17 protein-coding genes are annotated in these 19,545 nt (G+C 64.0%); 12 read left to right on the forward strand and 5 right to left on the reverse strand.

The window, feature by feature from the left end; translation table 11 throughout:
* Window positions 1-93: 93 nt before the first annotated feature.
* The gene (locus AC1RCO_RS18795; RefSeq protein ID WP_015636841.1) at window positions 94-915 is read right to left on the reverse strand and encodes a carbon-nitrogen hydrolase family protein; all 822 of its coding nucleotides are present in this window, start codon (window positions 913-915) and stop codon (window positions 94-96) included.
* 93 nt (window positions 916-1,008) lie between these two features.
* Here AC1RCO_RS18795 and AC1RCO_RS18800 point away from each other — a divergent pair, with 93 nt between their 5' ends.
* The 7 genes from AC1RCO_RS18800 to AC1RCO_RS18830 all read left to right on the forward strand — a co-directional run bounded on the left by AC1RCO_RS18800 (window position 1,009) and on the right by AC1RCO_RS18830 (window position 6,620).
* A complete protein-coding gene (locus AC1RCO_RS18800) occupies window positions 1,009-1,809 on the forward strand; it encodes a helix-turn-helix transcriptional regulator (RefSeq protein WP_019093121.1) in 801 nt (266 codons plus the stop codon).
* Between the two features lie 108 nt (window positions 1,810-1,917).
* Window positions 1,918-3,537, forward strand: a complete 1,620-nt coding sequence (locus tag AC1RCO_RS18805) for an FMN-binding glutamate synthase family protein (protein WP_492617941.1) — start codon at window positions 1,918-1,920, stop codon at window positions 3,535-3,537.
* A gap of 63 nt (window positions 3,538-3,600) precedes the next feature.
* Window positions 3,601-3,885, forward strand: coding sequence for a putative quinol monooxygenase (locus AC1RCO_RS18810; protein ID WP_019093120.1), 285 nt, complete (start codon window positions 3,601-3,603; stop codon window positions 3,883-3,885).
* Between the two features lie 76 nt (window positions 3,886-3,961).
* Complete coding sequence (locus tag AC1RCO_RS18815; protein ID WP_011063156.1) at window positions 3,962-4,258, forward strand: cupin domain-containing protein; 297 nt, start codon at window positions 3,962-3,964, stop codon at window positions 4,256-4,258.
* A gap of 80 nt (window positions 4,259-4,338) precedes the next feature.
* Entirely contained in the window at window positions 4,339-5,181 is an 843-nt protein-coding gene (locus AC1RCO_RS18820; RefSeq protein ID WP_492617942.1) for an alpha/beta fold hydrolase, read from the forward strand.
* Between the two features lie 240 nt (window positions 5,182-5,421).
* On the forward strand, window positions 5,422-6,012 hold the full coding sequence (locus AC1RCO_RS18825) for a papain-like cysteine protease family protein (protein ID WP_011063158.1): 591 nt from the start codon (window positions 5,422-5,424) through the stop codon (window positions 6,010-6,012).
* An 8-nt stretch (window positions 6,013-6,020) separates the two neighbouring features.
* A complete protein-coding gene (locus AC1RCO_RS18830; protein WP_210458161.1) occupies window positions 6,021-6,620 on the forward strand; it encodes a hypothetical protein in 600 nt (199 codons plus the stop codon).
* 101 nt (window positions 6,621-6,721) lie between these two features.
* On the opposite strand, the gene AC1RCO_RS18835 is transcribed toward AC1RCO_RS18830, so the two are convergent.
* Window positions 6,722-8,143, reverse strand: a complete 1,422-nt coding sequence (locus AC1RCO_RS18835) for an amino acid permease (protein ID WP_015636846.1) — start codon at window positions 8,141-8,143, stop codon at window positions 6,722-6,724.
* Window positions 8,144-8,620: 477 nt separating this feature from the next.
* Between AC1RCO_RS18835 and AC1RCO_RS18840 the strand changes: the two genes are divergently transcribed.
* The 3 genes from AC1RCO_RS18840 (at window position 8,621) to AC1RCO_RS18850 (ending at window position 13,209) form a co-directional block, all read left to right on the forward strand.
* On the forward strand, window positions 8,621-11,728 hold the full coding sequence (locus tag AC1RCO_RS18840; RefSeq protein WP_065365269.1) for a transglycosylase domain-containing protein: 3,108 nt from the start codon (window positions 8,621-8,623) through the stop codon (window positions 11,726-11,728).
* Between the two features lie 120 nt (window positions 11,729-11,848).
* Window positions 11,849-12,427: a PadR family transcriptional regulator gene (locus tag AC1RCO_RS18845; RefSeq protein ID WP_011063161.1), complete on the forward strand. Its 579-nt coding sequence runs from the start codon at window positions 11,849-11,851 to the stop codon at window positions 12,425-12,427.
* Window positions 12,424-13,209: a siderophore-interacting protein gene (locus AC1RCO_RS18850; RefSeq protein ID WP_492617943.1), complete on the forward strand. Its 786-nt coding sequence runs from the start codon at window positions 12,424-12,426 to the stop codon at window positions 13,207-13,209. The genes AC1RCO_RS18845 and AC1RCO_RS18850 overlap by 4 nt, the downstream gene beginning before the upstream one ends.
* A 72-nt stretch (window positions 13,210-13,281) precedes the next feature.
* On the opposite strand, the gene AC1RCO_RS18855 is transcribed toward AC1RCO_RS18850, so the two are convergent.
* A complete protein-coding gene (locus tag AC1RCO_RS18855; protein ID WP_011063163.1) occupies window positions 13,282-13,950 on the reverse strand; it encodes a Pr6Pr family membrane protein in 669 nt (222 codons plus the stop codon).
* A gap of 8 nt (window positions 13,951-13,958) precedes the next feature.
* Window positions 13,959-14,189 (reverse strand): VF530 family protein, encoded by a 231-nt coding sequence (locus AC1RCO_RS18860; protein ID WP_019093117.1) that lies wholly within the window; start codon window positions 14,187-14,189, stop codon window positions 13,959-13,961.
* Between the two features lie 265 nt (window positions 14,190-14,454).
* Between AC1RCO_RS18860 and AC1RCO_RS18865 the strand changes: the two genes are divergently transcribed.
* Window positions 14,455-16,494, forward strand: a complete 2,040-nt coding sequence (locus AC1RCO_RS18865) for a TonB-dependent receptor (RefSeq protein ID WP_065365267.1) — start codon at window positions 14,455-14,457, stop codon at window positions 16,492-16,494.
* Between the two features lie 65 nt (window positions 16,495-16,559).
* On the opposite strand, the gene AC1RCO_RS18870 is transcribed toward AC1RCO_RS18865, so the two are convergent.
* Window positions 16,560-17,948, reverse strand: a complete 1,389-nt coding sequence (locus AC1RCO_RS18870) for an aminotransferase-like domain-containing protein (protein WP_123472919.1) — start codon at window positions 17,946-17,948, stop codon at window positions 16,560-16,562.
* 305 nt (window positions 17,949-18,253) lie between these two features.
* Between AC1RCO_RS18870 and AC1RCO_RS18875 the strand changes: the two genes are divergently transcribed.
* Entirely contained in the window at window positions 18,254-19,456 is a 1,203-nt protein-coding gene (locus AC1RCO_RS18875) for a benzoate/H(+) symporter BenE family transporter (RefSeq protein WP_492617944.1), read from the forward strand.
* Window positions 19,457-19,545: the final 89 nt, after the last annotated feature.

Genomic DNA, 19,545 nt, shown 5'->3' on the forward strand with positions numbered 1-19,545 from the left:
CGAGTACTCCGCAATTATTAGATTTATGGCAGGACTGAAATGAGTGCAGCAGGGGGTCTTTCTTATGGGATTGGCCGACCGCGGACGGCCCTTTCAGCGGATCGGAATCAGCAGTTCACGCACGCCATCGCCGTGTTCGAGCACTTCGCCCGCAAGCTTCAGGCGCTGGTCTTCGAGGTAGCGGTAGTCCTGGCGCGCCACCTGCAGTTGCTTGAGATCCAGCTCGACCTTGAACTGACCTTCCTCGCGCCCGGCTTCGAACAGCAGGCTGCCCAGGGGGTCCACCAGGGCACTGCCGCCGGCGAACAGCAGGCCGCCATCGCCTTCTTCCACTCGGTTGACCATTAGCGCGAACGCCTGGTTTTCCTGGGCCCGGGCCATGATCGCGGTACGGTGGGTGGGCCCGTAGGGGTCCATGTTGCCGTTGGTCACGATCAGCAGTTCGGCGCCCAGTTGCGCCAGGGCCCGGGCGCTTTCGGGGAACTCGATGTCGTAGCAGATCAGCAGGCCGACCCGCACACCGTTCCACAGGCAGGTGGCGTAGCGGTCACCGGGGGTGAACACACCGCGGTCGGACGCCCACAGGTGGGTCTTGCGATAACGCAGGGCGATGCCCTCGGGGGTAATCAGCAAAGTGGTGTTATAGAATCGGCCGTCGTCGTTTTCGGCCATGCCGATCACCACCGCGATATTGCGCGCCCGGGCGGCCTGGATCACGGCCTGCACGGTGGGGCCATCCAGCGGCTCGGCCACGGCGGCCACGGTCTCGGCGCTGGGGAAACCCATCAGGTGGGTTTCTGGAAACACGATCAACCGGGTATCGGCGGCGCAGGCGGCAATGGCCGCCAGGGCCCGTTCCAGGTTGTAAGCTGTGGCGTTATCACGGCCCGCCAACTGGGCCAGTTCAACCTTCATGGGTATTCCTTGTTCTTTGGCTGTGCCGCAGTATGCGCAGCAGCAACCGGCCCGCAAATCACGCAGCCGGGGTAACCCGATAGGGGTAGATGCATGACATTGTCGCTGGATGACATCGCCTGGCACCGCTCGGTGGGGCAGATGATCGAAGCCCTGGACCAGGCCAGTTTCTGGCCCCAGCTGGTGCGCCTGCTGGAGCAGTACGTGAGTTTCGACAGCTGGGTGGCGCTGCTGTTTTGCAGTGAGCGCAAACCCCTGGTGTTCGCCGAATGCCCGGGGGAGGACGGCAGCCCCGACCAGTTGTTCCAGGACTACCTCAACGGCCTGTACCTGCTCGACCCCTTCTACGTTGCCAGCCGCGAACAATCGCGCAGCGGCCTGCTGCGCCTGGCGGAAGTGGCCCCGGAACACTTCCAGCTGACCGAGTACTACCAACGCTACTTTCGTCTGAATGTGGTGGCCGATGAGATCCAGTTCAATTGCCAGCTGGCGGACGGCCGCACCCTGTGCCTGTCCCTGGGTTCGCGACAACGCTTCGCCCCACCCCAGATCGCCCTGCTGTCACTGATCGAGCCCTGGGTGGTGGCCTTGCTGCGCCAGCGCCTGTCCCACGAAAGCATTGAGCAAGACAACCCAGCGCAATTGCATCCAATGCCCGATTGGCGCAGCCAGCTGGACCACTCCATGCAACAACTGCGGGGCGCACAACTCACCGCCCGGGAGCTGGATGTGGGGCGCCTGATGCTCAGCGGTTGCTCCAACAAGGAGATCGCTCGTAAGCTGGAAATCTCCGCCGAAACCGTGAAAGTTCATAAAAAGCACATCTACAGCAAGCTGGGCATCAAATCCCAGTCCGAGCTGTTTTCGATTTTTCTCCAGGCGCAAAGCGCCTGATACCCCTTCAGGGCCGCCCCGGCAGCCCCACACAACAATAAGATCTTGTGCACCCATAAGAATGAGTACTGATAAACGACCTTAATGAGTCCGAACCAAGGAAACCGTATGAGCCTGTCCCTTCTGAGCCGCTACGCCTTCTTTGCCGCCTGTGTGATTTTCACCCTCGCCAGCCTGCCCTTTCTCGAACACGACTGGCTCTGGCCATTCGCCCTGGTCACCGGCCTGCTGAGCCTGCTGGGGATCTTCGACCTGCTGCAAAGCCCGCACGCGGTGCGGCGCAATTACCCGATCCTGGGCAATATCCGCTACCTGGTGGAAGGCATCCGCCCGGAGATCCGCCAGTACCTGCTGGAATCCGACAGCGACGCCCTGCCCTTTTCCCGCGCCCAACGCTCCCTGGTGTACTCCCGGGCCAAGAACGAAAGCGCCGACAAACCCTTCGGCACCCTGATCGATGTCTACCAGTCGGGCTTCGAATTCATCGGCCACTCCATGCGCCCGGCGCCCCTGAGTGATCCCAACAGCTTTCGCGTGACCGTCGGCGGCCCGCAATGCACCCAGCCCTACTCGGCCTCGGTGTTCAACATCTCGGCCATGAGCTTCGGCTCCCTCAGCGCCAACGCCATCCGCGCACTGAACCAGGGTGCCAAGCTCGGCAACTTCGCCCACGACACCGGTGAAGGCAGCATCAGCCCCTACCACCGCGAACACGGCGGCGACCTGACCTGGGAACTGGGCAGCGGCTACTTCGGCTGCCGCACCAGCGACGGCCGTTTCGACCCGGAGCGCTTCGCCGTGCAGGCGCAGAACCCCCAGGTGCGGATGATCGAGATCAAGATGAGCCAGGGCGCCAAGCCTGGCCACGGCGGCATCCTGCCCAAGCACAAGGTGACCCAGGAAATCGCCGACACCCGGGGCGTCCGCATGGGTGAGGACTGCATTTCACCGTCGAGCCACAGCGCCTTTTCCACCCCGATCGAGATGATGCATTTCATCCAGCAACTGCGTGAGCTGTCCGGCGGCAAGCCGGTGGGCTTCAAGTTCTGCCTGGGCCACCCCTGGGAGTTCATGGGCATCGCCAAGGCCATGCTGGAAACCGGCATCCTGCCGGACTTCATTGTGGTGGACGGCAAGGAAGGCGGCACCGGCGCGGCCCCCGTGGAGTTCACCGACCACATCGGCGCACCGATGCGCGAGGGCCTGCTGTTCGTCCACAACACCCTGGTGGGCCTGAACCTGCGGGACAAGATCAAGCTCGGCGCCAGTGGCAAGATCGTCAGCGCCTTCGACATCGCCAGCGTGCTGGCCATCGGTGCCGACTGGGCCAACTCGGCCCGGGGCTTCATGTTCGCCATCGGCTGCATCCAGTCCCAGAGCTGCCATACCAACAAGTGCCCCACCGGTGTCGCCACCCAGGACAACCTGCGCCAGCGCGCCCTGGTGGTGCCGGACAAGGCCCAGCGGGTATTCAGCTTCCACCGCAACACCCTCAAGGCCCTGGCGGAAATGCTCGCTGCCGCCGGCCTGCAACACCCTTCGCAACTGGAAGCCAAGCACCTGGTGCGACGCATGTCGGCCACCGAGATCAAGCTGTTCTCCCAGTTGCACGTGTTCCTCAAGCCCGGCGAGCTGCTCACCGGCGAGGTCAACGGCGAGTTCTACTCGCGCATGTGGCAACTGGCCCGGGCCGACAGCTTCGAACCCAACACCGAAGCCGCCGCTTAAGCCCCATTGCCCAGTGCTCCCCGGTTGCCGGGGAGCGCGGGGCGTCACCCAAGGAAGATTGCAATGCTCAAGGTCATCGCTGAAGATTTCATCCAGCCCGAACACCTGGACACCGTGCGCCCGTGGTACGCCGAACTGGTGGAAAAAACCCGCCAGGAACCGCTGTGCATCGCCTACGATCTGTTCGTCGATCAGAAAGACCCCGGGCACTTCATCTTCGTCGAACAGTGGCCGGACCAAGCGGCCCTCGACACCCACTGCCAGACCGAGCACTTCACCCGCCTGGTGCCGCAGATCAATGCTTTTCAGCGCCGCGAATGCCGCGTGCTGTTGATGAACGAGTTCTAGAAAACCCGACCCAGACCTTGCTTGACCGGACCACCGAAAGCAGACCCGAACCCCACTGACCTTTCGGAGACCCGCCATGCCCTTGCTGTCATTCGAACAACTGTCCCGCCAACTGCCAGCGCCCTGGCAATCCACGCTGGTGGGCCAGGTCGGCCCGGCCCGCATCAAGGTGCTGCGCATGGACGGCCAGCCCTACCCGGAAGAAACCCACGACTTCAACGAAGGCCTGCTGGTGACCCAGGGCTGCCTGCACCTGGGCATTGGCCAGGCCGTGGTGGAAGTGGCGACGGGCCAGATGTACCTGGTGGAGGCCGGCCAGGCCCATAGCGTGCTGCCCGGCAGCCACGGCACCCTGGTGATCATCGACGTCTAACCGGCCCCTCGATCGACTCAATCGCGGTAACCACCTGCCCAAGGTCGGTCCGACCAGAGGGCCCATGCACGGAGAAGCCCATGCCTCGTCGTCTGTTTGCAGTGATCGCTTTACTGATGTCCTTCAACAGCGCCTTTGCCGGCGAAAGCTGGCAGAGCCTGCCGCCCACACCAGCCCCGGTGGCCGGGGCGCAAGCCGGTTATGCCGAAGTCAACGGCATCCGCCTGTATTACAGCAAGCTCGGCCACGGCTCACCGGTGGTGCTGCTGCATGGCGGCCTGGGTAATGCCGACTATTGGGGGCTGCAGGCCAAGGCCCTGGCGGCCAGGCACACGGTGATCAGCGTCGACAGCCGCGGCCACGGGCGCAGCACCCGGGACGCCCGGCCCTACGGCTACGACCTGATGGCCGACGACGTGATCGCCCTGCTGGACCAGCTGAAGATCCCCCGCGCCGATTTCGTCGGCTGGAGCGACGGCGCGATCCTCGGCCTGGACCTGGCCATGCGTTACCCGCAGCGGGTCGGCAAGGTCTTCGCCTACGCCGCCAACACCCAGACCTCAGGGGTCAAGGAAGGCGTGGAGAACAACCCGACCTTCGCCGCCTACGTCGAGCGCGCCGGCCAGGAGTACACCCGCCTGTCACCCACGCCCAAGGAGTACCCGGCCTTTGTCGAGCAGATCGGCCACATGTGGGCCAGCCAGCCGAACTGGAGCGACGCCGACCTGGCGAAGATCAAGACGCCGGTACTGATCGTCGATGGCGACCACGATGAAGCCATCAAGCGCGAGCACACCGAATACATGGCCCAGGCGATTCCCGGCGCCGGGCTGCTGATCCTGCCCAACGTCAGCCACTTCGCCTTCCTCCAGGACCCGGGCCTGTTCAATGCAGCCCTGGAACATTTCCTCGACGAAAAATAGCCCCGGCCATCGCCATGGATGCCCCTCTTTCCAGGGACGTCCACGGCAGATAATATGCATAAACGCATATTTTAATTGCATTGACGCATCAATCCTCTAAGGTTGTTTGCAGACCCGGTCAACGCAGGCCATCGAGGCTGGCCCAGCGCAGCGTCATGTCCCGGGTCCGGCTACGCGCAGTAGCCCGACACGCAACGACGACACCAGCCGGAGGCTGGATTTCATTCATGGAGGATGAACATGTTAAGTAGCAACCTGACCCCAGGCGACGCTCCCCAGGCCCTGCCCCAGTGCCTGGCCGGCAGCCTGCTCGACCCGCAACTGAGCGAAGTCGATCCACACACCGAAGCTGCGCCCCAGGCCGCTGCCCGGCTCAACTTCAGCGTGCAGCAGCAAACCCAGAGCAACTGGTGCTGGGCCGCATTGTCCGCATCGGTGGGCAACTACTACGGCACCGGTTCCTGGACCCAGTGCGGAGTGGCCAACGCCGAACTGGGCCGCAACTCCTGCTGCAGCCAGCCCGGGCCTTGCAACGTCTACGGCTACCTGGATTCGGCCCTGCGCACCACCCGCTGCTACGGCGGCATGCGTGAGGACCGGATGCAGATGCCGGCCATCGACAACCAGCTCGGCATGGGCCGCCCCGTGGGCCTGCGCTGTGCCTGGTACGGCGGCGGTGCGCATTTCCTGACGATCTACGGCAGCGATGGCGGCTACATCCTAGTGGCGGATTCGATCTACGGATACTCGACCCGCGCCCTGAACAGTTTCCCCGGTTCCTACAACGGTGGCGGCAACTGGACCCACACCTACTTCACCCGAAAAAACTAGGAGGCGACATGCAACTGACTTACCCCAAGGCGCCTGTCGATGGCGTCCAGCACCTGCGCTCGGCCCTTCAGGCGGCCCTGCAGACCCAGGGTTTCGGTATCAACCGCGGGTTTGCCAAGGCCAGTGCCCGTAACCTGAATCTGTCCCAGGCCTTTCGCGGCTACGCCCTGAGCCTGGAGGACCTGGCCCAGGGCAAGGGGCTGGCCGAGGCCAAGGCCGGTGACTGGCATTACCTGGTGCTCGATGCCGGAGTGTCGATTGCCGATGCGCAGTTGACCGAGGTGGCCGGCAAGGTCGGCTTCTCTGCGCTGAACCATGGCAGCCTGGCGGCGTCCGCCGTCAACGCCCTGGACCTGGCGGAACAGGCGCCGCAACTGCAGGGAAAAAGCTATGAACTGCGCCTGCTGTTCATCTCGGCGCTGCAGGTCACGGCGATCTGGCTGCATGGGCCCGGCGAAGAGGTGCTGATTCCCATCGAGCCGACACCCAAGACCCTGGCCGCCCATCAGCTCCACAGCGAAACGGCGTTGCTCGCCCTGCTGGCGCCGGCGGCGCTGCAGGCCAAGGCCATCTTCGACGCCGATACCAGCGGCACCCTGGGCGGTTGACCCGGGCAAAAAAAATCCGGCGGCCTTTGCAGGTCGCCGGATTTCTGGTCTCAGCGTTTCAGTCCAGGATGCTCAAGCCAGCCGCATCACCGAAGCGCAGGTCAGGACGCCGACCGCGCCGAACCTTGCTGGACATTGGTCGGTTGCAGCTTGAACAGATAGAACAGCACTGTCAGCAGCACCAGGAACGCCGGGCCGACATACAGCGCCACACGGGTATCCGGGAAGTAGGCCATCAGCCCCACCACCAGTACCAGGAAGGCCAGGGCCAGGTAGGAACTGATCGGGTACAGCCACATGCGGTACTTCAGGCCGGCACGTTCTGCCGGGCTCAGGCCCTTGCGGAACTTGAGCTGGGCCAGAAGGATCATCACCCAGGTCCAGATCGCACCGAAGGTGGCGATGGAGGTCACCCAGACGAACACTTTTTCCGGCACCAGATAGTTCAGCAGCACGCCTAGCAGCAGGGCGAAGATCGACAGCAGCAAGGCGCGACGCGGCACGCCGTTGTTCGAGGTCTTGGCGAAGCCGGCCGGGGCCTGGCCGTTCTGCGCCAGGCTGTAGAGCATGCGCCCGGTGCTGAAGATGCCGCCGTTGCAGGAGGACAGCGCGGCGGTGATCACCACGAAGTTGATGATGCCGGCGGCGGTCTTGATACCCAGGCGCTCGAAGGTCATCACGAAGGGGCTGCCCTGGGTGCCGATCTCGTTCCACGGGTAGATCGACAGGATCACGAACAGCGCGCCCACGTAGAACAGCAGGATGCGCCAGAACACCGAGCCGATGGCGTTGGGAATGGTCTTTTGCGGGTTGCGCGCTTCACCGGCGGTGAGGCCGATCATCTCTACGCCCAGGTAGGCGAACATCACCATCTGCAGGGACATCAGCACGCCGGTCACGCCATTGGGCATGAAGCCGCCGTGGGTCCACAGGTTGGAGATGCCCAGGGCCACGCCGTCATTGCCGAAACCGAAGGCGATGATGCCGATGCCGCCGACCACCATGGCGATGATGGTGACGATCTTGATCAGGGCGAACCAGAACTCGAACTCACCGAAGGCCTTGACCGCGATCAGGTTGATCGAGCCCATGCTCACCAGGGCCGCCAGGGCCCAGATCCAGCGCGGCACATCGGGGAACCAGATCCCCATGTACACCGCCACTGCGGTGATTTCCGCAACACAGGTCACCAGCCACAGGAACCAGTAGTTCCAGCCGGTGAGAAAGCCCGCCAGCGGGCCCAGGTAGTCTTGTGCGTAACGGCTGAAGGAACCTGCGACCGGGTTATGCACCGCCATCTCGCCGAGGGCGCGCATGATCACCAGGATCGCCAGGCCGCCAATGATGTAGGACAGCATGATGGCCGGGCCGGCCATTTCGATGGCCTTGGCCGAGCCGAGGAACAGGCCGACACCGATACAGGCGCCGAGGGCCATCAAGCGAATATGCCGTTCGCCGAGTTCGCGTTTCAGCGGGCCGCCCTGAGCGGTCTCGCCGTGGGGCAGTTGGTTGCCAACTGGCATAGAGATACAACCTCATTTTGTTATTGGATATGAACCACCGAGCCTTCGAAGCGCCAGCGGATAGCCGAAGCTTGCTCGACCGCACCGGCCTTGTGGGACGGAGCGTCTGGTAGGACAAGACCTGCCAGATCAGCGGGGTGCGCAGTATAAAAAGCTCCCGACAGGGCTTTTCACTCTATAAGTTGCAATATTCAGAGAGAAATCTCGGCAAATACCGCTTTCACGGAGAAGCATTACCTGCTTTTTGCCCTGAAACCTCACTCGGAAAGGGCCGGGAGTATTGCACAGGCCTGGTGCATCGTCATGCCCCTACCTAGGGCGTATTTACCTGGGAAAAGGCTCTACCCTGTGGCGAGGGAGCTTGCTCCCTCGCCACAGAAGCGGGGCCGGGTCGTTTTCACATTTTCTTCACCGACGCCCACCACCGACTAAGCTTCAGGCAAGTCCGATCAATCTGCGTGAATGGATCAATCGACTATGGGCGCTCTGTGGCAGACCGATTCGCATAAGAACGCAGTGCCAAGCCACAGCGAGGACGAAACGCCTTTACCGAAACGCCGCAAATCCCGCCGTTATGCCTGGCGCCTGTTCTGGCTGTTGCTGCTGATCGCCCTGATTGCCCTTGGCTTTGCCGCTGCCCGGGAGATGCGCACCTCGAAACTCCAGGCCCGGGAATTCAGCCGGCTGGCCGCTGACCTGAGCTACTCCCTGGAGCCCGGCCCCAGTGATGCCGTGCTCTATCCCGGTGCCGGGCCGTTCGACCGGCGCCTGGGCTACAGCGCCCTGGGGGAGTTCCTGCCACGCTTGCTCAAGCGCGGTTACCTGATCGACGCCCAGACGCGTTTCTCCCCGGCACTGATGGACTACAGCAAAAGCGGATTTTTCGTGCCCTACACCGAAAAGATCCAGGCTGGCCTGTCCATTACCGACTGCCGCGCCGCGCCCCTGTACCAGTTCAATTACCCGCAACAGCTGTATGAGAGCTTTGCCAGCATTCCGCCGCTGGTGGTGCACAGCCTGCTGTTCATCGAGAACCGCGATCTGCTGGCCCCCAAGCCGGCCGAGGCCAACCCGGCGGTGGACTGGCCGCGCTTTGCCAAGGCCGCCTGGTCGCAGATCGCCCGGCTCTTGCACCTGCCGGGGCAGAGCGCCGGGGGTAGCACCCTGGCCACCCAGTTGGAAAAATACCGCCATTCGCCGGATGGCCTGACGGTATCCGGGGGCGAGAAGATCCGGCAGATGGTTTCCGCCAGCGTGCGGGCCTATCAGGACGGCCCACAGACCCTGGAGGCCCGCAAACGCATCGTGCGCGACTACCTCAACAGCGTGCCGCTGTCCGCAGTGCCCGGCCACGGCGAAGTGCACGGCATGGCCGAGGGGCTGCGGGTCTGGTATGGCGCTGACTTCGACAAGGTCAACCAGGTGCTCGGCAGCACCGCCATGGACTCGAAAAGCCTCGCCGCACGAGGGCTGGCCCTGCGCCAGGTGCTGTCGCTGATGATTGCCCAGCGCCGTCCCTCCCATTACCTGGCCAAGGGTCGCGCAGAACTGGCGGAACTGACGGACAGCCATATCCGCCTGCTGGCACAGAACAACGTCATCGACCCGGCGCTGAGCAGCGTCGCCCTGGCCAGCCAGGTGACCTACCGCGACTGGCAGCAGCAGCCGACCATTCAGCCGATCGAGACCAACAAGGGCATCAGCGTCGCCCGCAGCCGCCTCGCCGCCCTGCTCAACCGACCGCTGTATGACCTGGACCGCCTCGACCTCTCGGCCACCAGCACCTTGCAGAGCGACCTGCAGCGCCAGGCCACCGAATACCTCAAGCACCTTGCGGACCCGGCCTTCGCCGCGCAGATTGGTGTGCTAGGCGAACGCCTGCTGACCCCCACCAGCACCACCCAGGTGCGCTACAGCTTCACCCTGTTCGAACTGACCCCCGACGGCTCGCGGGTGCGGGTGCAGACCGACAGCACCGACCAGCCTTTCGACATCAACGAAGGCAGCAAGCTGGAACTGGGCTCCACCGCCAAGCTGCGGGTGCTGACCACCTACCTGCAGATCATTTCCGAGCTGCACGACAAGTACGCCACGCAAACACCCGCGCAGTTGAAAAAGATCCCGGTGAACGAGCAGGACCGCCTGAGCCGCTGGGCCCTCGACTACCTGATGCAGAACAGCGACCGCAGCCTGCCGAAAATGCTCGACGCCGCCCTGGACCGCACCTACTCCGCCAGCCCCGGCGAGGCCTTCTTCACCGGTGGCGGGGTGCATCACTTCCACAACTTTCGCAACGAAGACAACGGCCGCAGCCCGACCCTGCGCGATGCCCTGCGCGAATCCATCAACCTGCCGTTCATCCGCCTGATGCGTGACCTGGTGCGCTACAGCACTTATGGCGGCGACAGCAGCAGCGCCGAATTGCTCAAGGACGACCAGAACCCGCGGCGCCAGGAGTACCTGGCACGCTTTGCCGACCGTGAGGGCACCTCGTTCCTGCTGCGTTTCTGGAAGAAGTACCGCAACAAGGACACCCAGTCGCGCCTGGAAACCTTCCTCGACAGCATGCACCCCACGGCAATCCGCCTCGCCGCCGTGCACCGCTACCTGCTGCCGGACGCCAGCCAGGAGAGCTTCAACCGCTTCGTCCGGGCCCACATGAAGAGCGCCAAGGTCAGCGAGAAGCTCACCGACGAGCGCCTGGACAAGCTCTACGCCAGCTACGGCCCCGGCGCCTATGACCTGCCGGACCAGGGCTACATCGCCAAGGTCCACCCCCTGGACCTCTGGCTGCTGGGCTACCTGATGAACAACCCGGAGGCGAACTTCACCCAGATCGTCAAGGCCAGCGAGTTCGAGCGCCAGGAGGTCTACAGCTGGCTGTTCAAGAGCCGCCATCGCAGTGCCCGCGACAGCCGTATCCGCACCATGCTGGAGATCGAGGCCTTCCTCGATATCCACCAGCGCTGGCAGAGCGTCGGCTATCCGTTCGACCACCTGGTACCGTCCCTGGCCACTGCTATCGGCAGCTCCGGCGACCGCCCCGCGGCGTTGGCGGAACTGGTGGGCACCATCCTCAACGACGGCGTGCGCCTGCCAACCTTGCGCATCGACAGCCTGCACTTCGCCGCCGGCACGCCCTATGAAACCCGCCTGCTCAACGACCCGGACAAGGGCAAGCGGGTGATGCCCTCGGAGGTGGCCACGGCGCTGCGCGGAGCCTTGTCGCAGGTGGTGGATGCCGGCACCGCGAAACGGGTGTCCGGCAGCTTCAAGCTGGCTGATGGCACGCCATTGGCCATGGGCGGCAAGACCGGTACCGGCGACAACCGCATCGAAGCCATTGGCGCCGGCGGGCGGGTGTTGAGCTCCAAATCCATCAACCGCACCGCAACCTTCGTGTTCTACATCGGCGACCACCATTTCGGCACCCTTACCGCCTACGTGCCGGGGGCCTCGGCCCAGGCCTTCAGATTCACCTCGGCCTTGCCGGTGCAGGTGCTCAAGGGCATGGCGCCGATCCTCATGCCCTACCTGCAACCGGGCAGTGGCACCCAATGCCTGGGCAGCGTGGCGCAACGCTGAATCACGACAGGCAGCCCCCTCTCTCTCCGACAAACGGCAGCTTTGCCGCAGGCAGAAGTGCTTGCGTCATTCTTAAGATATATCTTAAGTTATGTCTAAATCGAAACGGAGATAGAGAAAATGAGAGAGCACCACCACCCTCCCCATCGCGAGCACGGGGACAGCCATGAGATCTTCGAACGCCGCCCGGGCCGCGAACGCGGTGGCCGCGGGCCCCGGGTATTCGCCCCCGGCGACCTGAAGCTGCTGCTGTTGGCGCTGATCGCCGAGCAGCCCTGCCACGGCTACGACCTGATCCGCCAGATCGAAAGCATGTTCGACGGCGCCTACAGCCCCAGCCCCGGGGTGATCTACCCGACCCTGACCTTTCTCGAAGAAAGCGAAATGATCCAGGGCGATGCCGAAGGCGGCAAAAAGCGCTACAGCGTGACCGACGCCGGACGTCTTTCCCTGCAGGAGCAGGCCATCGCCCTGGACGGCGTGCGCATGCGCATCGAGGTCAGCAAGCGTTCCCTGCGCGGACATGATCGCCCCGCTGAAATCCACGAGGCGGTGCACAACCTGCGCCACGCCCTGCAAATGCACCATGGCCGCTGGAGTCCGGAAGAAATCCTTCGGGTGCGCGACCTGCTGAACAACACCGCCAAGGCCATTGTCGATGGTCCTGTGAGCCACCCCGCCCCGGAGAAAAGCCAATGACTGCCAGCCCAGAACTGTCCATCCATCGGGTCATGCACGAGATCAAGCGCCGCCGCCTGGAGGTGCTGCGCGTGGTCGACCTGACCCCGCGCATGCGCCGCATCACCCTGCGCGGCCCTGAGCTGGCCGGGTTCATCAGCCTGGGCAGCGACGACCATGTGAAGCTGCTGTTCCCGCAGAACGCCGAACAGCAAGCCGCCCTGGAAACCCTGGTACTGGGCCCGGGCAAGGACAGCGGCCCGATGCCCGCCATGCGCGACTACACCCCGCGCCGCTACGACCTGGAGTTGGGCGAACTGGACATCGACTTCGTGCTCCACGGCGACGGCCCCGCCTCCACCTGGGCCGAACAGGCCGCACCGGGCCAGTTCCTGCACATCGGCGGGCCACGGGGCTCGATGGTGGTGCCGGATATCTTCGACAGCTACCTGCTGATCGGCGATGAAACCGCGCTGCCGGCCATTGCCCGGCGCCTGGAAGAACTGCCGGCCGGGCGCCAGGTGCTGGCGGTGATCGAGGTGCAGAACGCCGCCGAACGCCAGGCTCTGGACAGCGCCGCCCAGGTGCAGGTGATCTGGGTTGAACGGGACGCAGGCGGGCAGGACCTGATCAGCACGGTGCGCCAGGTGCAGGTGCCGCAAGGCAAGCTGTATGCCTGGGTAGCCACCGAGAGCAAGGTGTCGCGCCAGGTGCGTCGAGTGCTGCTGGATGAGCACCAGCTCAACGACGAATTCGTCAAGGCCGCCGGTTACTGGCGCCTGGACAGCAGCGAAGAAGAATAATCGCGCATCAGGGTAGGAACTGGCTTGCCAGCGAAGGCGGTCCCAAGGGCCCCCTCGCCGGCAAGCCGGCTCCTACGGGGCCCGGGACCGGAGTTTACCCAGCCAGCGGTCCAGCCCCAGCAACAGCAGGGATACCAGGACGAACCCCGCCAATATCCCGAGGGCATTGAGCAGCACCCGGGGGTAGCCCAGCCTGTCCACGGAGATGAAGGGATAGGGGTACAGCCCAAGCAAGTGCCCGCGCAGCAACAGGTAGGCGAAATACACAATCGGGTAGAGCGTCCACCACCCGATGTGCCTCATCCGCAGCCCGCCCTTGGGCACGCAACACCACCAATAGACCAGGAATAGTAGCGGCATCACGTCATGCAGCAACTCGTCCGCCAGCCATTGCCAACCCTGGGGATGCCAGAGGTGGCGCAACAGCAGGCTGTAGGCCAGCCCCACCAGCAGAATGCTCGCCGCCACGGCGCCGCTGACCCAGGGCTGGAGCATGAACGCCTGCCCCTTGGAAACCCGCAGGTTGAGGGCGCAAGTCAGCACGCTGGCCACCAGGGTATTGCTGAGCACGGTGAAGAAACTGAAGAAGTTCACCAGCCCGCCCAGCAGGCTGGCGCCACTGTCCCAGCGCAACAGCAGGATCAGGTACAGCTGGACGGTCAGCCCGAACCAGCCAAGGATCGCCGCCACGGCAATCAGGCCACGCCGAGTGCACAGCCCCGGCAGCGAGAAGCCAGCCATAGGGCTCCTTAAAGCGGGCGCTTGGTGCGTTGCAACTTCACATAGAGTTTCTCGACCTTCTCCCTCGCCCAGGGCGTCTTGCGCAGGAAGGTCAGGCTCGACTTGATGCTCGGGTCGCTCTTGAAGCAGCGGATATCAATGCGTTCAGCCAGCCCCGACCACTCGTAGTGTTCCACCAGCGCCTTGAGGATCTGTTCCAGGGTCACGCCATGCAGCGGGTCGGTGTGGGTGTCGGTCATGCCAGGCCTTTGCGGGAAGAAAATGAGGAAAGCCGCGCACCTTAGCCGAGGGCTTGGCCCCGCGCCAGCACGCTTGAGTAACTGTAGTCGCAGCCCGTCACCGAGGCGATCGGGCATGAACAGCGAAAAGTTCCTGGCTTTTCGAAATAAAAGAGATGTTATATTGTATCAATCAATAACAACTCACCCGCATTTTGGGCACCCCCGTGTCCCGCCTGCTCACTGACTCAAAGCGCCTAGCGCTCTGTTCGCCAAGGAATGACCGATGTCCCGCTCAACTCACCGCCCTTCTCGCTCCCTGCTCTGGCGCCTGTCGCCACTGTCCGCCGCGCTGCTGATCGCCTCCCAGGCCCATGCCGTGGAATTGCCCCAGCAAGTCATCACCGCCAACCCCCTGGGCAGCACCGAACTGGCCGCCCCAAGCACTGTGCTGGAAGGCGACCAACTGACCCTGGAACAAAAAGGCAGCCTCGGTGAAACCCTGAACAAACAGCCGGGCGTGTCTTCATCCTACTTCGGGCCGGGGGCCAGCCGGCCGATCATTCGCGGCCTGGATGGCGACCGGATTCGCATTCTGCAGAACGGCGTCGGGGCCCTCGACGCCTCGTCGCTGTCCTACGACCATGCGGTGCCCCTGGACCCGGTTAACGTCGAGCGCATCGAGATCGTCCGCGGCCCGGCGGCCCTGCTGTACGGCGGCAACGCCATTGGCGGGGTGGTCAACAGCTTCGACAATCGGATTCCCACCGAGGCCATCGAGGGCATCCACGGGGCGGGCGAGTTGCGCTACGGCGGCGCCGACACCACCCGCAGCAGCGCCGGCAAGCTGGAAGCCGGCGATGGCACCTTTGCCCTGCACCTGGATGCCAACTCGCGGCAGTTCAATGACCTGAAGATTCCCGGCTACGCCCGCAGCCGTCACGCTGCGGCCAGTGAAGACGGGGATGGCAAGAAAGGCCGCCTGGGCAACAGCGACGGTCGCCAGGACGGCGGTGCCATCGGCGGTTCCTACACCTGGGACGACGGCTATGCCGGCCTGTCCTACAGCAACTACGACTCCAACTACGGCTCCCCCGCCGAAGAAGACGTGCGCATCCGCATGAAGCAGGACCACTACGCCTTCGCTTCGGAACTGCGCAACCTGCAGGGCCCGTTCAGCTCGCTCAAGTTCAACGCCGGCTACACCGACTACGAACACCGCGAGATCGAGGGCGGCGAAACCGGCACCACCTTCAAGAACAAGGGCTACGAGGCCCGTGTCGAGGCCCGGCACCAGCCGCTGGGCCCGCTCGAAGGGGTGATCGGTGCACAGGTCAACCGCAACGAATTCTCCGCCCTGGGCGAAGAAGCCTTCGTGCCACAGACCGATACCAACAGCGGCGCGCTGTTCATCCTCGAAGAACTGCAAGCCACCGAACGCCTGCGGCTCAGCCTCGGCGGGCGCCTGGAACACACCACCGTGGACCCGGAAAGCAAGGGCAACGAACGCTTCGCCCAGGCCGACAAGTCCAGCAGCTTCACCGCCGGCAGCCTGTCCTCGGGGGCGGTCTACACCCTGACCCCGGTCTGGTCCCTGGCCGCGACCCTGGGCTACACCGAGCGCGCCCCGACCTTCTACGAGCTGTATGCCAACGGCGCCCACGTCGCCACCGGCACCTATGAAGTGGGCAGCGCCAAGCTATCGAAGGAAAAAGCCGTGTCCAGCGACCTGGCCCTGCGCTTCGACAACGGCATCCACAAAGGCAGCGTCGGCGTGTTCTACAGCCACTTCTCCAACTACATCGGCCTGCTGGGCACGGGGCGCACCCTCAACGATGAAGGCGAAGAAGATGCGACAGGCATCCCGGAATACGCCTACAGCGGAGTGCGGGCACGCTTCAGTGGAATCGAGGCCCAGGATCGCTGGACCCTGGGGGAAAACGCCTACGGCAAGTTCGCCCTGGAACTGTCCGGCGACTACACCCGGGCCAAGAACCTGGATAACGGCCAGGACCTGCCCCGCATCGCTCCATTGCGCCTGAACAGTGGCCTGCTGTGGGAACTGGACCGCTGGCAGGCACGCCTGGATGTACAACATGCCGCCAGCCAGGGCCGGGTGCCGGACAACGAAAGCGGCACCGATGGCTACACCACCTTTGGCGCCAGTGCCGGTTATCGCTTCGATATCGGACATAGCCAGTGGCTGGCCTTCGTCAAGGGCGAGAACCTGACCAACCAGACCGTGCGCTATGCCAGCTCGATCCTGCGGGATATCGCGCCGGCCGCCGGGCGCAGTGTGGAAGTGGGGTTGCGTACTACCTTTTAAGGCCCTGTTCGCCGGCAAGCCGGCTCCTACACGGCCCCGCAGGAGCCGGCTTGCCGGCCAAGGGCTTAGCGGTAACGCCGCGGGTCAGCCTCGATCAGGCTGGCCAGCTGGGTCAGGGCAAAGCGCAACTCGTCCTGGGTGGTGGGCGACATCAATACCACCCGCACACAACGGGAGCTGGCACCGCGTTCCACCTGGAACTGGCTGCCGCTCATCACCAGCACGCCATTGGCTCGGGCCAGGGTGGCGAACTCATCGCCCGTCCAGGGCTCCGGCAAGGTCAGCCACAGGTGATAGCTGTGGGGCTGGGTCCGGATCTCCAGGCCGGCAAACACGTCCCGTGCAATCGCCTGGCGCGCTGCCGCTTCATTGCGCTGGGTCTGTACCAGCTTGCGGTCCAAGCCTTCGACAATCACATTGCTGGCCAATTGCGCGGTCAGCGGCGACGGCATCCACACGCTGCTACGGACCATGGAACTCAGCCGCGACAGCAGCTTTGGCGGGCTGTAGAGGTAACCCACGCGCAACGCCGGCATGATCGCCTTGGACAGGCTGGTGAGGTACACCGAACGCTGCGGCGCATAGCTCGCCAGCGGCTTGATCGACGGATCGGTGGCGAGAAAGCCGTAGATATCGTCGTCGATGATCAGGAAGTCGAACTCGTCGGCGATTGCCGCAATCTGCGCCCGACGCCTTGGCGACATGATCGCCGTAGTGGGGTTCTGACAACTGGCGACACACACCAGCAGCGCCGGTTTTTCCCGCAGGCACTGCTCGCGCAGGGCCTCGGGGAGTATCCCCTCTTCATCCATGGCCACGCCCCGCAGGCGCCGCTCCAGGCCGTGGGCCACGGAGATGATGCCCGGGTAGCAGAGCGACTCGCAAAGCACCAGGTCGCCGGCGTTGCTCAGGGCGCTGATGGCCACCATCAGCCCGTGCTGGGCACCGGAGGTAATGACCACCTGCTGCCAGTTGGCCTCGGGCAAGGAATGCCGCAACCACTGCGCCCCGGCCTCGCGATGAGCCGGGTGGCCTCCATCGGGGGCGTAGTCCAGCGCCCGGCCGAAGTCACTGCTGCGGGCCATGCCCACCAGGGCGCCACGCAACCAGTACTCCAGGGTTTCGCTGTAGGGCTTGATGATCGACAGGTCCAGGGCTTCGGCCTGCCCCAGGGACAGGGACGGAGCGCTGGAACCTTCGGGCAACACCAGCGGCGGCTGCGCCAGCACGTAAGTGCCGCGGCCGACTTCGCCCTGCACCAACCCGCGCCGCTGAGCTTCGCTGTAGGCGCGGCTGATGGTGCCAGGAGTGACATTCAGGGTTACCGCCAGCTCGCGCAGGGTCGGCAAGCGGTCACCATCATTCAACAAACCGCTGCCGATATCCCGCGCCAGGGCGTCGGCGATGGACAGGTAGACCGGTTGATTGAACTCGCTTAACTGGGGAACCCACATGGAGGCTGATGACCATGGCTGCGTTGAGGTGGACCGGAGCATATCACAGCCATGGATCGCCCCTTAACATCGACTCATTTGGAAAATTGATTCGATCTTCAAGCCAAACTGGCGACTCAAAACCGCTAAAAAATTTTTATATGATCTATAAATTCCTATAAATCATTAAGTTATCAACAAACCACAGCCAACTTCGGTAGAGCCATCCCGAGAAACAATTGAATCGATTCAATTCATTGAAATACACTCAGACAGCACCAACCCAATCGACTCAATCCCTCCCACCCATGCCCAGTCGAGATGCCATGCACAGTCTCAGCAAGGACCTGTCCCTCTCCGCCGTGATCGCCGGCCTGATCGCCGTGATCATTTCCTACGCTGGCCCCTTGATCATCGTGTTCCAGGCCGCCCGCGAAGCCCATCTGCCCAGCGACCAGGTGTCATCGTGGATCTGGGCCATCTCCATCGGCAGCGGCCTCACCGGCCTGCTGCTGAGCTGGCGCCTGAAAGTGCCGGTGATCACCGCCTGGTCCACCCCCGGCGCGGCGCTGCTGGTGTCGATGCTGCCCACGGTGTCGCTGCCCCAGGCCGTCGGCGCCTACATCGTGGCCTCATTGCTCATCGCGCTGGTCGGGCTTTCCGGGGCCTTCGACAAGCTCATGAGCCGCCTGCCCAAGGCGATTGCCGCCGCCATGCTGGCGGGCATCCTGTTCCGCTTCGGCGCCGGCCTGTTCACTTCGGTCAGCCTGCAACCGGCCCTGGTGCTGGCGATGATCGCCGCCTATTTGCTGGGCAAGCGCCTGTCACCCCGCTACGCGATCCTCGCGGTGCTGCTGGTGGGCTGCGCGATGGCCGCAGGCCTGGGCGAACTCAATGGCGGTGCCATCACCCTGGCGGTGGCCCAGCCGATCTTCATCGCTCCCGAGTGGAGCTGGCACGCCATCATCAACATCGGCCTGCCCCTGGCCCTGGTCACCCTGACCGGGCAATACGTGCCGGGCATGGCGGTGATGCGCAGCGCCGGCTACAACACCCCGGCCCGCTCGATCATTTCCTGGACAGCCATCACCTCGGCACTGCTGGCGCCGTTCGGCTCCCACGGGATCAACCTGGCGGCCATCACCGCTGCCATCTGCACCGGCCGCGAAGCCCATGAAGACAAGGACAAGCGCTACATCGCCGGGATCGCCTGCGGCCTGTTCTACATCCTCATGGGGATTTTCGGCGCAACCCTGGCCTCGGTGTTCGCCGCCCTGCCCAAGGAGCTGATTGCGGCACTGGCCGGCCTGGCCCTGTTCGGCGCCATCAACGCCGGGTTGAGCGGCGCCATGGCCGACGAAAAACAGCGTGAAGCAGCGCTGATCACCTTCCTGGTCACGGCATCGGGCATGAGCTTCCTGGGCCTGGCCGCCGCGTTCTGGGGGTTGATCTTCGGCCTGGTGGCGCACTTTGCCCTGAGCCACACCCGGCACAAACCCAGCCTCGCCCAGGCCAGCGCCCCACGCTGAGCAGAGCCCGGGCCGGGAACTGTTACCGATTGCGAAACTGTTCATGTCAATAAAAGCGCTTTCTCTCCCGGAGACGGCGCTTTATCCTT

The sequence above is a fragment of the Pseudomonas sp. GW823-FHT03E05 genome (genome assembly GCF_058796855.1).

Coding starts and splice junctions, on each gene's coding strand:
- AC1RCO_RS18850 (WP_492617943.1), top strand. CDS start 12,424: ATGACTGCCAGCCCAGAACTGTCCATCCATCGGGTCATGCACGAGATC.
- AC1RCO_RS18865 (WP_065365267.1), top strand. CDS start 14,455: ATGTCCCGCTCAACTCACCGCCCTTCTCGCTCCCTGCTCTGGCGCCTG.
- AC1RCO_RS18845 (WP_011063161.1), top strand. CDS start 11,849: ATGAGAGAGCACCACCACCCTCCCCATCGCGAGCACGGGGACAGCCAT.
- AC1RCO_RS18825 (WP_011063158.1), top strand. CDS start 5,422: ATGTTAAGTAGCAACCTGACCCCAGGCGACGCTCCCCAGGCCCTGCCC.
- AC1RCO_RS18875 (WP_492617944.1), top strand. CDS start 18,254: ATGCACAGTCTCAGCAAGGACCTGTCCCTCTCCGCCGTGATCGCCGGC.
- AC1RCO_RS18795 (WP_015636841.1), bottom strand. CDS start 915: ATGAAGGTTGAACTGGCCCAGTTGGCGGGCCGTGATAACGCCACAGCT.
- AC1RCO_RS18810 (WP_019093120.1), top strand. CDS start 3,601: ATGCTCAAGGTCATCGCTGAAGATTTCATCCAGCCCGAACACCTGGAC.
- AC1RCO_RS18855 (WP_011063163.1), bottom strand. CDS start 13,950: ATGGCTGGCTTCTCGCTGCCGGGGCTGTGCACTCGGCGTGGCCTGATT.
- AC1RCO_RS18840 (WP_065365269.1), top strand. CDS start 8,621: ATGGGCGCTCTGTGGCAGACCGATTCGCATAAGAACGCAGTGCCAAGC.
- AC1RCO_RS18805 (WP_492617941.1), top strand. CDS start 1,918: ATGAGCCTGTCCCTTCTGAGCCGCTACGCCTTCTTTGCCGCCTGTGTG.
- AC1RCO_RS18870 (WP_123472919.1), bottom strand. CDS start 17,948: ATGTGGGTTCCCCAGTTAAGCGAGTTCAATCAACCGGTCTACCTGTCC.
- AC1RCO_RS18860 (WP_019093117.1), bottom strand. CDS start 14,189: ATGACCGACACCCACACCGACCCGCTGCATGGCGTGACCCTGGAACAG.
- AC1RCO_RS18830 (WP_210458161.1), top strand. CDS start 6,021: ATGCAACTGACTTACCCCAAGGCGCCTGTCGATGGCGTCCAGCACCTG.
- AC1RCO_RS18820 (WP_492617942.1), top strand. CDS start 4,339: ATGCCTCGTCGTCTGTTTGCAGTGATCGCTTTACTGATGTCCTTCAAC.
- AC1RCO_RS18800 (WP_019093121.1), top strand. CDS start 1,009: ATGACATTGTCGCTGGATGACATCGCCTGGCACCGCTCGGTGGGGCAG.
- AC1RCO_RS18815 (WP_011063156.1), top strand. CDS start 3,962: ATGCCCTTGCTGTCATTCGAACAACTGTCCCGCCAACTGCCAGCGCCC.
- AC1RCO_RS18835 (WP_015636846.1), bottom strand. CDS start 8,143: ATGCCAGTTGGCAACCAACTGCCCCACGGCGAGACCGCTCAGGGCGGC.